This is a genomic window from Paenibacillus hunanensis, from assembly GCF_014645615.1.
Classification (GTDB): Bacteria; Bacillota; Bacilli; order Paenibacillales; family Paenibacillaceae; genus Saccharibacillus; species Saccharibacillus hunanensis.
Window position 1 is genome coordinate 42,307 of record NZ_BMMB01000001.1, and the last position, 13,055, is coordinate 55,361.

General features: G+C 47.1%; 9 protein-coding genes and 1 riboswitch. Of the genes, 1 reads left to right on the forward strand and 8 read right to left on the reverse strand.

The window, feature by feature from the left end; translation table 11 throughout:
- Positions 1 to 287: 287 nt before the first annotated feature.
- Positions 288 to 1,292, reverse strand: a complete 1,005-nt coding sequence (locus IEX62_RS00160) for a Gfo/Idh/MocA family protein (RefSeq protein ID WP_188773397.1) — start codon at positions 1,290 to 1,292, stop codon at positions 288 to 290.
- A gap of 126 nt (positions 1,293 to 1,418) precedes the next feature.
- On the opposite strand from IEX62_RS00160, the gene IEX62_RS00165 reads away from it, so the two are divergent.
- A complete protein-coding gene (locus IEX62_RS00165) occupies positions 1,419 to 2,252 on the forward strand; it encodes an AraC family transcriptional regulator (protein WP_188773398.1) in 834 nt (277 codons plus the stop codon).
- A gap of 379 nt (positions 2,253 to 2,631) precedes the next feature.
- Here IEX62_RS00165 and cysC read toward each other — a convergent pair whose 3' ends face one another.
- The 7 genes from cysC to IEX62_RS00200 all read right to left on the reverse strand — a co-directional run bounded on the left by cysC (position 2,632) and on the right by IEX62_RS00200 (position 12,894).
- A complete protein-coding gene (gene cysC / locus IEX62_RS00170; protein ID WP_188773399.1) occupies positions 2,632 to 3,237 on the reverse strand; it encodes an adenylyl-sulfate kinase in 606 nt (201 codons plus the stop codon).
- Positions 3,238 to 3,549: 312 nt separating this feature from the next.
- On the reverse strand, positions 3,550 to 7,818 hold the full coding sequence (locus IEX62_RS00175) for an S-layer homology domain-containing protein (RefSeq protein ID WP_188773400.1): 4,269 nt from the start codon (positions 7,816 to 7,818) through the stop codon (positions 3,550 to 3,552).
- A gap of 241 nt (positions 7,819 to 8,059) precedes the next feature.
- Positions 8,060 to 8,794, reverse strand: a complete 735-nt coding sequence (locus IEX62_RS00180) for a polysaccharide deacetylase family protein (RefSeq protein ID WP_188773401.1) — start codon at positions 8,792 to 8,794, stop codon at positions 8,060 to 8,062.
- A gap of 292 nt (positions 8,795 to 9,086) precedes the next feature.
- A complete protein-coding gene (locus tag IEX62_RS00185) occupies positions 9,087 to 9,974 on the reverse strand; it encodes a hypothetical protein (protein ID WP_229685530.1) in 888 nt (295 codons plus the stop codon).
- A gap of 40 nt (positions 9,975 to 10,014) precedes the next feature.
- Positions 10,015 to 10,108: riboswitch (cyclic di-GMP riboswitch) on the reverse strand.
- Positions 10,109 to 10,334: 226 nt separating this feature from the next.
- Entirely contained in the window at positions 10,335 to 11,096 is a 762-nt protein-coding gene (locus IEX62_RS00190; RefSeq protein WP_188773402.1) for a peptidylprolyl isomerase, read from the reverse strand.
- Between the two features lie 186 nt (positions 11,097 to 11,282).
- Complete coding sequence (locus IEX62_RS00195) at positions 11,283 to 12,206, reverse strand: AEC family transporter (RefSeq protein ID WP_188773403.1); 924 nt, start codon at positions 12,204 to 12,206, stop codon at positions 11,283 to 11,285.
- A 322-nt stretch (positions 12,207 to 12,528) separates the two neighbouring features.
- Complete coding sequence (locus IEX62_RS00200; RefSeq protein WP_188773404.1) at positions 12,529 to 12,894, reverse strand: GIY-YIG nuclease family protein; 366 nt, start codon at positions 12,892 to 12,894, stop codon at positions 12,529 to 12,531.
- Positions 12,895 to 13,055 lie beyond the last annotated feature (161 nt).

A 13,055-nucleotide genomic window follows, 5' to 3' on the forward strand; every position in this document is an offset into this window, starting at 1 on the left:
TGCTACTTGCAAATTAAGTTGAGAAGATCTATACATCTATACACCGAAAGTTGTAGTGGTTGGAGCTTTTCTAATCCTGTTTTGGGTGGTGTGGCCGTTTTAAAAAATGCTGTGCATTTTTTAATTTAGTGATTTTGCAGATACTTATTTTAGACATACTATATGCGATTAACCTAATACGATTACTGTATACGACTAAACTTTATTATATTTTGATTATTCTAAACTTTTGCTAGCTGTAGAAACCTGTACTTTTTGAATGAGAAGGTCTACACACTACGCATCGTTTACAATGTGATACGCTGGCGTTCTTCGGCTGACTTCAGGCAGGCGTCTAGTACGCGCATGTTGCGTACGGCGTCTTCGGCGTCGTAGAGTGGTGTTTCGCCGTTTAGGACGGTGCGGGCGAAGGCATCGGCCTGGGCTGCGTATTGGTTGAGTGTGGCTACCTGGACTTCGCGGCGATTGTCGCCGACAGTGACGAAGAAGTTGGAGCGTTCGTCGCCTGGGCTTACGTAGGCGGATGGGACTTCGATGATGCCCTCGGTGCCGAGTACTTCCAGTGTGTTGCGGAAGGCTGCCCACATGCCGCTGTCAAAGGTGACGCCGATATGGTCGTCGAATTCGAGTAGGCCGCTTGCCATCATGTCGACCTCACCGTGCTGAGGGGAGAACATGGCGATTACGGTAGCGGCGGATGGTTCTTTGCCGAGTAACATGCGCGCTGCGCTGATAGAATAGCAGCCAATATCGTACAGCGAGCCGCCGCCCCAATCTTTGCGGAAGCGTACGTTGCCGTCGGAGCCGCTGCTGTTAAAGGTAAAGGTGCTATGGATGCCGCGCACGTCGCCGATCTCGCCGCTGGCGATAATATCGCGAATCTGCTCGTAACGCGGATGATGGCGATACATGAATGCTTCTGCCAGATGTACGCCAGCTTTGGATGCTGCCGCTGCCATTTCCTCGGCCTGTGCTGCATTCAGAGCGATTGGCTTTTCACATAAAATATGCTTGCCTGCTTCTGCGGCACGTAGTGTCCATTCATAATGAAGATGGTTCGGAAGCGGAATGTAAACGGCATCAATACTAGCGTCAGCTAATAATTCCTCATAGCTCCCATAGGCTTTTGGAATGCCCAGATCGGTTGCCGTTTGCTCTGCCTTGTCCAGTGTACGGCTCGCCAGAGCAGTCACTTCGTTCAGGCTGGATTGCTGAATGCCCGGGATCACCGAGCGAATGGCGATGCTGGCGCTACCGAGAATACCCCAGCGTAGTTTGCGTTCTTGCGTCATGAAAAAGATCCTCCTGTCTGGGTTGCTATATTGTTCTATGTTGTGATTATAATGAATGAATAAGCGCTTGAAAATGATAATATATTGAATAGAATTAGTACAATATTGTCATTAAGGAGGACGGACATGCCCAGACAAAGCGTACTGCTGACCTTGCAGGAGCAACCTTATTTTTGCCTGCCGGAATCGGTGGGACATTACAGTCAGCAGCCAGAGCATCATGTGCTAAGGGAAGAAGGCGCGCTGAACAATTTTAATATTCATTATGTGGCATCTGGAAAAGGATATGTAGAGATGGATGGGACGGTGCATGAGCTGCGCAGTGGGCAGGCTGTGCTCTATTTTCCGCATCAACGACAGCATTATTACAGCAGTGAGGATGATCCGTGGGATGTACGGTGGGTGCATTTTTATGGAGAACGACTGCATGATTATATGATCGAGCGCGGATTCCATCGACATCTACTATGGACGCTACGGCAGCGCGGCGAATGGGAGCAGGCGCATCTGGAGCTACTAGCCGAAGCTGAGCATAATCGGATGCTGCATCAGGCCAAGCTATCCACGCTCACGTATGCGGTGCTTGCCGAGTTCGTTCATCAGGCAGTTCCACTCAAAAATACGCGTGCTGGCAAAGCGGAAAGTCGCATTCTTGGCTTACTACCACAGATGCAGCAGGAGGCATGTCAGCCGTTTTTATTACGGGAATGGGCAGAGCGCGCAGGAGTCAGTGAATATTACTTTTGCAAGCTGTTCAAAGCGGTAGTCGAAATGACACCGCTGGAGTTCATCACACGCTCTCGCTTGCAGATGGCAAAGCAATGGCTGCTGGAGCGTCCAGATCGCAATATCGGACAAATTGCAGAGGATGCTGGCTATCCAAGTGTGAGTTATTTTAATCGTCAATTTATGGCGCGGGAAAATATGACACCGACGGAGTATCGGAAGCTGTACTGGTAGCTGTAGCGATACTGGCAAGGGCAATGAAGTCATTGGTAAACGCGGTATATTCCCCATACATCTGCTCCGTGTTAAAGGCTAGGCAGGTGGTGCGGCAGATAGATGTATGGGGTATAGGCGGAAAGAGTGGAGTATAAGAAGTAAATGCGGATACATAGGTGTACTGTATATCTGGTAAATATAAATTTATGACTGGGAAGTATAGTCAGGTATTCGATAAATAAGTGCTGATGTACATCGTGATATTATACACAGATGTGTATCAGCATGCAGTACGATAGATAGATAGATAGATAGATAGATAGATAGATAGATAGATAGATAGATAGATAGAATCGTGAACCAAATAAACAGCATATAACAACGAATAGAAATGATTTTATACGGGCGCAGACCCCAGCTCCAGCGTCTCCATCATCAACAGCACTGCTTCCTGCACCGATAGTAGCTCCGTATTAATAACCAGCTCTGGCTTTTCCGGTACTTCATATGGTTCATCGATTCCGGTAAAACCTTGAATCTGACCTGCTCTAGCTCTGGCGTACAGCCCTTTGGGATCGCGCTGCTCGCATACATCAAGTGAGCAATGGGTATGAATCTCATCAAAGTCCTCCTCGGCAAACATCTGGCGCACCATTTGACGATCACTGCTGTAAGGAGATACGAAGGCGGCAATCACAATTTGTCCAGCATCCACCATAAGCTTAGCCACCTCACCGATTCGGCGCAGGTTCTCATGGCGATCGTCTGCGGAGAAGCCGAGATCGGCATTCAGTCCATGTCGTATATTATCGCCATCCAGTACATAGCAGAGCTTATTCTGTTCAAATAGTGCTCGTTCCAGCGCGAAGGCGATCGTGCTTTTACCTGCACCAGGAAGTCCGGTTAGCCACAATAGTCTGCCGCGTTGTGCGTAGCGCTGCTCCCGCTCCTGACGTGTAACAGCAGGAGTCTGCCAGTGGATATTAGGTTGAAGATTGATCATAATGGTATGCGTCCTTTCATCGTTAAATAGCATAGTCGCGTGTATGTATAGGTGTCGTTTTCGATGGCTGTACTTGTATCATACCAGCGAATGTGCTGGACTGCGAATCTGGAAATGTAAGGATGGTATCTAGTTGCGAATGAATAAAGGAGCGCATAACAACAGCCCCCTTTCTCTGTAGAAAGGGGGCTGTTGTATCTTTTGTATACGGATATTTGTAGTGCATGATGGAGTTCAATCCATGATCGCTGATTCGTTCACCGTCACGATGGTCTAGCTACATACCATGCAGCCTGTAGCCAGATGTTTCGTTTAGATCAGCTCGGATTGTTTCAGCAGACGTTCTACCATGGCTGCAACCTCTGCACGAGTCATGCTTGCTTTTGGATCCATTTTACCGTTACGTCCATTGATCAGCTTGGCGCGAACGGTCAGTGCCAGATTGTCTTTTGCCCAGTTACCGATCTGACTATGGTCAGCAAAGCCAGCCAGTGCTGCTGTTGTGTCAGACGCAGGTGTGCGCTGCGCAAGACCCGTCAGATTCATCGCTTTGGCTACGATCATCATCGCCTGTTCGCGTGTAATGGTATCCTGCGGACGGAAGGTACCATCCTCAAAGCCATTAATCAGCTTGTAAGCAACGGCTGTCTGTACAGCACCTGCATACCATGCATCCGACTTCACATCGCTAAAGGAATCTGCGCCTTTCCCTGCTGGCAGTCCCAGACCGCGAACGATAATAGCGGCAAATTCAGCGCGTGTGATGTTGGCATTCGGGTTAAAGGTAGTATCGTTTACCCCGTTTACAACCATACGCGAGCCCATATCATTTACAGCATCTTTTGCCCAGTGATTGCTCACATCAGCGAATGTCATTGGATGCCAGACGACCGAATAATTGCTGTTCGTCAAGCTGTTCAGAACAGCATAATATCTGTTGTTTTGCTTGATCACTTTAGTAGGGATATGATCAATCGAGTTATCGTCACGCATAACAACGCCTGTCGTGATTTTCGTTGGATCAATATCGTCTGGTAATTGGATAGTGCGTTCGATATACGAATTGAATGATGTTACAGCTACCTCTTTATCAGCTATGATGGCTGTCACTTTAAAGTCAAATGGAGGTATAAGCAGTGTAGCTTTTTTCGACGTACTTGCTTGAGTCATCTGCTCACTTACTGCTTGAGATGACTTAGCAATCTGTAGCGATACCTTAATATTGTCAGTAGAAGTGATAGCACCTAATCCATTCAGCTGAGCCAGTGTGCTCAGTTGAATTTCTTTGGCTGGAAGCTTATACGATGCCTGGTCAGTTTGCAAAACGATCGTAGCGGACTTATCCTGCATATTTTGCAAGGCTTGCCCATCGATCTGTGCTCGATTTACATCAGAATCAGAAGAGATCGGGATCGTAACGACAGCGTTAGCCCCTTCTGCATCCAGCTTTGCTTTGAGCTTGTTCGTATCCACATCGATCGTGGTCGTTTTGATATTGTTTTCGATCGTTGTCGTGGATTCGCCTGCATTTTCTTGTTTGCCATTTACAAGTACAATGACAGGTTGTTTTCCACCAGTAACTGGTGTGGTGGTGCCAGGAGTCGGTACCGTAGGGGTTGTGGAAGGACTACTTCCGCCGCCACCGGACGAGCTACCACCGCTGGAACCGCCGCCAGAGCTTTCCGAAACAACGACAGCTTGAACGACAGCATAACGCAGTACATTGGAATTCATATCTGCTTCAACGACTACGATGGAATCACCATTGGCTGCATCCACGAGTCCGCTAGTAGGCAATTCACTATAATTGCTTACCGATGAGCCGATTCCTGGCTGAACCACAGTAGCTGTTCCAAAGTTTTTGAAGAGCCATTTATTACCCGAGCCAGGCAGCGCTGGCGAAGTGATCGTCAATATCGTTTTGCCATTATTGGCAGAGCCAGATGGATCACTTGCTGTTACCGTTAAGGCTGGCAGCTGGTTCGCTGTAAATTGCAACAATGTTACCAGACCAGCAGGCTTGGACCCGGTAGCTGCATAGCGTACTTTGACTTCATGATCGCCGATCAGAGATGGCAGATTGGATCCGTTGTATAGCACATAAGCCTGTCCATCGACGGAAACTTCCATCGTCGTATCCAGTCCGATAATCGTATTCAGTGTATCATCTGCCATCACGACAGGTGCAGGTACGATCTCGGCATTCGGATCTTTGACACCAACGATTTTACCTGCCGATTTGGAGGCAAATGAGCTTGCTGTCGCTTTGTAGCGAATGAAATACGTATTAACTGCAAGATGAGTTAGCTCGTTGCTATAAATATTGTTCCACTGAACCACATCGCTAATCGTATATTCCATATCACTGCTCACGCCGGATATTTTACCATCAAGCGCCTCTGCATAGGTGGCATCGGTCACGCTCAGGTTCAATGGTGGCAGCGGACGAGTCGGAATCATCAAGGATTGTGGCTGACTGTCTACCGAGCCTGCACTTGCAGCCTGGATCACATCGATCGTCTGACCCATCCAGAAGGAAGGGATCACGATATGACCGTACGTGTCCGCAACAACCGTAGAGCCATTGACGACGTAGGTTGTATCTGGCGCCAGTCCGGTCAGTTTTTCGTTAGCATAATCAATCGTTGCTTGTGGTGTAGCATGTGGTGCTTTGGCTTTGTAGATCGTTACCATCGGTGAAGCATCGATAAAGTTATAATTGGCTCCCGAAGATAGAATGAATTGAAGCTGACCGGAAGTTGGATATTGATCAGCAGGTGGTGGATCAGGATTCATTTGCACCGAAGTGATCGTGACTGACCAGTTTTTACCGGAGCCACTTACTGTTCCTACGGTTGCGGAAGCTGTGACATCGAAAAAGGCAATATCATTGGCGCTTAGATCAGCGACATCCTTGTCAAAAGTAAGATTAATTTTGGTGGATGTGCTTGTATCGGAACCATCTGCCAGCGCAGATAGTAAGGTTACATCCGTTGCAGGCGGGTATACGGCGAGCTCATAATATTGAACCGTTGTACCGTTCTCTGCGGTTACTTTGACATAAAGATAGGTAGGTGGCTGATGATCCTTAATGCTGATCGTTCCACTACCAGTGATTTCATTACTTGCATAATCAGAGCTTTTGTATAGATTGACCGTAGCCGTTGGATCCTGAACTTTCAGGTCAGCCAGACCCAGCTCGTTCACAGACGCAGGCATACTTAGCTTCCATTTGATTGCATTTATAGTCGAGCTTCCATTGCCGCCCGTTATATCTGTGCTTGCAGGTGCTTGATTAGCTACAGAATCCAATGCAGCGTTAGAGCTTGGTGTATATTCCAGTGCACCCAGGTCGACGATGCCGCCATCGGTACGAGGGTTACCGTCCAGATCGCGACTGCTTAGCACATAACTATTGTCGCCATGGTCGATCGCATCTACAGCCTGAGTATTCAATCTATAGTCCTTCATATCTGTGTTTCTAAATGTGCTGGAATCAGCAGACGTCAGAATCAAGTTGGGATCTACTTTTACCGCAGGAACATCGGGCGATGCTCTGTAGATGAGTGTAGAGAGAGCCGTCTGTGCGCTGAAATTCATAGAAGAATTCGCAACGATATTGTTACGGAATTCATTTTGGAATGGAACGCCATTTGGTCGCCCTGCATCTGTCAGATAGGCGATTGGAGCGAGCACAGCGCCTTGATCATTATTTAGATTGTTATTGGCAAATGTATTATTGTACCAGATCGCATCATATGCACCGCCACCGGAGCTGATAGAGCCGATTCCAGTTGAAGATGTATGTGTATTGACTGTATTATCTGCAAACAATGAGTTGGTAATGGTAGCCTGGACGAAGCTGTTGAAAAATAACATACCTTGAAACGTGTTGTCCGTGGCATCATTAGCCGCCATTGAGTTGTTCGTGAATTTGACACGATCGATAGTCACCTTGTAGGGAGCTTGGACTACGCTCAGTGATACGATGCCGCCACCGCTTTTAAACGCTTTGTTGTTACCGATAAAATAGATATTATTTAGCGTTACACTGGAATAATTTTCGCCCGTAATCGATAACGCAGAACCCATATAGTCCAGTCCTCCATGCGTATCAACCACATTGAAGTTTTTCATAATCAGGTTGGACATGCTGAATGTTCCGCTACCGGTAGCATAGATGCCCTGTACTCCATTGCCATCGACCGTAATCGCAGGCTTGCCCTGAGCATCGGTCAGACCTTCGATGGTGAAGCTGCCCGTCGATTGCGAACCGATCTCCACGGATGTATTGTCTCCTGGATTCCAGTGTGTCAGACTGCCTGTGAGTGTAATCGTTGAGCCTTTAAGAGAAGGATCAAATACGACTTTACCGTCAGCGAACTGACCTGCCTGTGCAATCGCCCATGCAAACGAGCCTGTACTATCATCACCATTCGTATTAACTACTGTAAAAGTGTTATTGCTTGCTGGCCCTGCGAACACCGATCCTGCTGCACTTGAAAAAGAAGCTAGCAGTAGAATCAAGCATAATGAAATTTTGAACATGCGTGTTTTTGATATTGCATGATAACGGTTCACACAATCATCCTTTCGCCCTTTTGGATTTGTTTACGCCCTATGGCAGGCTCTACCCTCATTATCGGTTTTACTTGTTCAATTGCTTAGATATCGAAACACTTATTTTCGTAATGATGAAAATAATTAAATAGGGATACGATCCATCTGCCAAACGTAAAAAGCCAGAGCCTGAAGGATATGCTTCCGGCTCTGGCTTTTTCTTTTATCATACTGTAGTCAAGCTTTGGATGAAGGCTATAGATTAACGCTCGTCGTTCCAGAAGTTCACTGGCTTGATCTGCTTATTGATTACTTTGAAGGTGTAGCCCTCGGCTTTCAGCTCTTTTAATACAAGCGGCAGTACCTTCAACGTTCCTGGCTGATCATGCATCAGGACAACTGGAGTTTGACCGCGTCCTTCGACAGAGTGAATCTGGCGCATAATGTTCTGATAGACCTTCTGATGATCCTTTTTATATTTCCAGTCCAGGGAGTCGACGTTCCAATCCCACAGGTGGAAGCCACCAACAGGCAGCAATACATCACGGAAGTTCTGTTTCAAATACGGCTTGCTACCATAAGGGGGACGAACAAGACTTGTACGCTGACCCGTTACTTTGTAGAGACTGTTGTTCGCACCAACCATCTCATTATAAGCGCTGTATGGCGAGTGATAGAACTTGCTCGCAACGTGGGTAACACCGTGCAGTCCGAGTCCGTTACCTTCTTTGACAATACGCTTGGTTGCCGCAGGATAACGCTCCATGTGCGGGCCGAGCATAAAGAAGGTAGCGTGTGCATCGTATTTGTCCAAAATGTCTAGCAGATCCATCGTGTGTGCAGTCGGGCCGTCATCAAAGGTCAAATATACCGTTTTACCCGAAGTAGATGTTCCTGACTTGCTGTTGCCGGCTGCTTTCGCATCGGCGGTCATTGCTTGCGGAATGAAAAGTGCCATGATGAGTGTGACAATTAGCCACCGTTTCATATGTAGCATGAGATGAGACGCTCCTTACATAATAAATTTCTCTTGTTCCCGTGTTCCATCATACCAGCAAAGCGACCTGCCAATCAGTCTTCAAACGATACTATTGCATAACATTTTTGTCACATTCACCCCATTAAAAGAAGCAATTGTTTAAATTGTAGAGATTGAAATTAGGGGATATAGGCAAATAGTCAGGCAATTGCAGTCATTTGTAAGACGGATCATTATGTCCCTATTGTTATATATTAAAATGACTGCCCCTCAAAAAGCAAAGAGCAGTCATTTTAATCGTGCAGGATTGTTAGCGATTGTTAAATGCTGTCCAGCCCGCATAATCATGCACAGCTACTCCGGTAAAGGAAGCATAAGCTGAAGCTGTATCATTAACAATCTGAAGCTGTTGTTTCATATAGGCTGCGCCTTCTTCGTAAAATGTAATCCCGTTTCCTTCTGCGGAAGCATTCGTTTCCACACCAACATACACGCTGATGCCCGCAGTTACACCTTCGGCAAGCTCTGCCGAGGCAACATCTACAATCGCATCAGCCCGGTCGCGATACGCCATAATGGTAATCGAATCGTATTGCTGCATCATCCAGCTGCTCAGTGTGGTTTGCTGATCGGCTGTATACAGGGTATGCAGCCAGAATGGAATATCAGCCGAAGCGGAGATACCGAGCTGGCGTGCGGTTTGTACAACGCTTAGCACGCTTTGCTGCCAGCCGCGGATGACTTTAGTCTGCTTCGTTTTCCATTCGCGCAGCAGATAAGGCTCAATATCGATATGGATACCGCTAAAGCGCTCATCGGCACCCGCTGTATTTTGATAAGAGCTAATCCAGTCGAGCGAGGCTTGTAGCTGAGAACGCTGGGAATCCAGCGCCCAGGAAGGAGCGCCGTCCAATGCTTGCACAGCAATGCCCTGTGCAGAGGCAGCGGCGATAAAGTGGTGATACACCGCAGCATCCAGATCACGGTTGATTTGCAGGTAGATCAGGTTGATCCCTTCGGATGCGGCAAATTGCAGCACGTCAGCTGAGGAAGTGGCAATCAATTGCGTATTCCACAGCCAGGTGGCTTTCTGAGCCGATTGCGCATGAGCGGATGACATAGGTAAACCTCCCAGCAGGATCAGCAGTGTAAGCATCGTGATCCAGATGGTTTTTGAATAATTAGCGTTCTTGCTCATGATGAATCGGACTCCTTCGATTCATACCTATCAGGCATTCCTCGGCAACCGGCTATCGTGGCGAAACCCTGCACTTTCGCTGTAGACCCATGGCTTTGCGTCTTCACCTTTCGATGAATTTGCCCTGATTGAATATGAGTTCCGTTTAATAATGTGCGGTGAGCCGATTATAATCTGCGCCGCATGTCCTGTTTAATGAACAGGGTAATGTATATATCGGTCAAATGGCTAAGTGTCTAAATAGTTAAAAATAGTTTTGTACATATCCTGTTATAAATAAAAAAGCAGGCAGAGTGACTACGGCTTTCTATCCGTAATGACTCTGCCTGCTGCTGTTCATACCATGCAGCGATGTAATGCTTAGTTGCTGCTGCTTTTCTCTGGTTCTGGATAATCGACACCTTTGGTATCGACGGTTACTTTTTTCATTACTGGCGGTGTATTGGGTTTATCCATGTCGCCGCGTGGAAGATTCACAATCTTATCGACCTCGTCCATGCCGCTGATCACTTTACCAAAGGCAGCATATTGTCCATCAAGCTGCGAAGCATCGGCAACCATAATGAAAAATTGAGAGCCGGCACTGTTTGGAGCTTCAGTGCGTGCCATCGATAGCACACCACGAGTATGCTTGAGATCATTTTGTACATTGTTCTTTTTAAATTCGCCGGGAATGCTATAACCAGGGCCGCCGGAGCCATTCCCGTTCGGATCGCCACCCTGAATCATGAAGCCAGGGATGACACGGTGGAAAGTTAGTCCGTCATAGAAGCCCTTTTTCACCAGTGAAATAAAGTTGTTCACCGTATTCGGTGCCGCCTTTGGATAGAGCTCTAGCTCAATCTTCTGACCATCATCCATCTCAATCGTTACAATTGGATCATTGGCTTGCTTGAAGCTCGCTGAATTGTCATTGGCAGATGGCGCGTTGCTGCTAGCTTCACCTTGCTCACTGCTGGTGCTGCTGTTGTCTGATCCCGTCATGCCGGATTCGGTCTGGCTACTGGATGAGGTACTGCTCTGTCCAGCACTGTTACTTGCATTGCCGCAGCCTGCAAGAACGAGTAGTAGTGCGCTGAACATCAGGAAAAATACGATAGCTTGACGTGGTTGGCGTAGCATATATATGCTCACTCCTTTGAAATGAATAAATCGCCGTAGCTGAATGTACAGGCTGCTGACACGCAGCCGCATCATGCGCCCATCCCGATACGAACGAGTACAGGTCTGGACGAATGCGTACAATCAGGGCAAACAGTATCAGTATAAAATGTATACTCCCTTGAAAACAAGTTTTGCAAGCTTTCGTTACGCTACATAATGCGAAAGGGTGATCACAATCGTAATAGTAAACACATTAACCATCGTAGATAGCAATACCGTCTGAGCAGCAAAGTCTGGCTCATTGCGGTACTCCTCTGCCAGAATCGACGTGTTCACCCCTGTAGGCATCGCGGAGGCAATCAGCAGTGCCTGAGCAGGAATACCGCTCAAGCCCAAGGCATAAATAAGCAGCAGCCCGATCAGCGGCCCGCCAAATAAACGTAGTGCCATACTCAGGTAAATATCCTTGCGATACAGCCGTAGCGGATATTTGACGATTTGAGCACCCAGCGTGATCAGTGCAATCGCCACCATCGATTGTTGCGCATAGGTTAGCGGCTGGGACAGCATCGCAGGTAGCGGTACAGCCATCACATGCAGCAATAGCCCAAGCACGAGTGCGTAAGGAACAGGCATTTTCAAAAAGCCGACAATCACACTACGATAATTCCCCTGTAGCCGAGAACCCTGAATCGAGATGACTCCATAGGTAAAGGTCAGCAGACTTTGCAGCGACATAATCAGCGCCTGCATCGACGCCGCGAGCGGCTCTCCGTTAAATACAAGCTGATTCACGGGCAAGCCATAGTTACCGGAGTTATCGAGCATGATGCTATTGTTAAAAGCGGCTTTTTTACCATTGCGATAGCCCATTATCCGCGAGGTAATCGAACCAGCGATATATAACAGCAGTACATACAGCGCATAAAACAGAATCACATTACCAAGCAGCTCTGGATTCATATTGGAATGGTACATACTCATAAATACCGTTGCTGGTGTAATGCAGTAAAAGTTGATTTTGGACAGGGTGTACAGATCGAGTCGGAAAATACGCTCCAGTACCGAGCCTGCCACGATCAGTACAATAATCGGCAATACGACACCGAACAAAATATTGAGAAACAAAAGGCTCCACTTCTTTCTTTCATCATCTGGTATACGGATGTCCGATCTGGAAAAGGCATAAGCCAGGGCAATCCTTTCCCAGCCGCTGCCGCAATCTGCTTACCAGTATACCATACCCAAGTAAATCACCCTGAACCGGATAGCGATCCAGTACAGGGTGATAGGGGAGAAGATGAGCCATATGCAATAGCACAGGCTGCCTCGTTTACTTTTACTCATTTAATTGTATAGGGATGCCTGCATAACAGATGCACCAATGCCGCATGTTAGATACACAATGCAGAGCGATGCGCTGAATTGTAGCTGTATCGCACCGTATCGCTTATAACGCTGTATTTTTCTCCAGCGGTTGATACAGATTCCAGCCTTCGGCGCGCAAGCGCTCTGTCCATTCCTGTTGTCTGTCATACAGCAGATCCTTATGGCTATCAAATGGATTCTCCGGTGGCTTCACAATCTCCAGTACATCGATAGTGAATTGCTCCTTACCGAGACGCGACCAATCCGCCTGTAGCTCACGATGAACGAACGAGCCCATATTGAGTGAAAAGGTTCTACCATTTAATGAACGCAAATTAGGCAGGCTGTCTACCCATGCCTTGTGTTCAGCCAGATTACGTACGACATACACGCCAGCTTCGATTGGGGTTTCTTTATATTGCTGTTGCAGCTCTTTCCTGCGATCCATGCGATATCAGCTCCTTGATAGATAATTGATTGATTTTATACTTATTTTATAGATGTATTGTTATTTTGTCTATAATTAAATAAACAAATATATTTTTGTCTATTCAAAATATAGATAAATGCATAATGGTCGGTCTGTTGATTATCTACTTACCATCCATT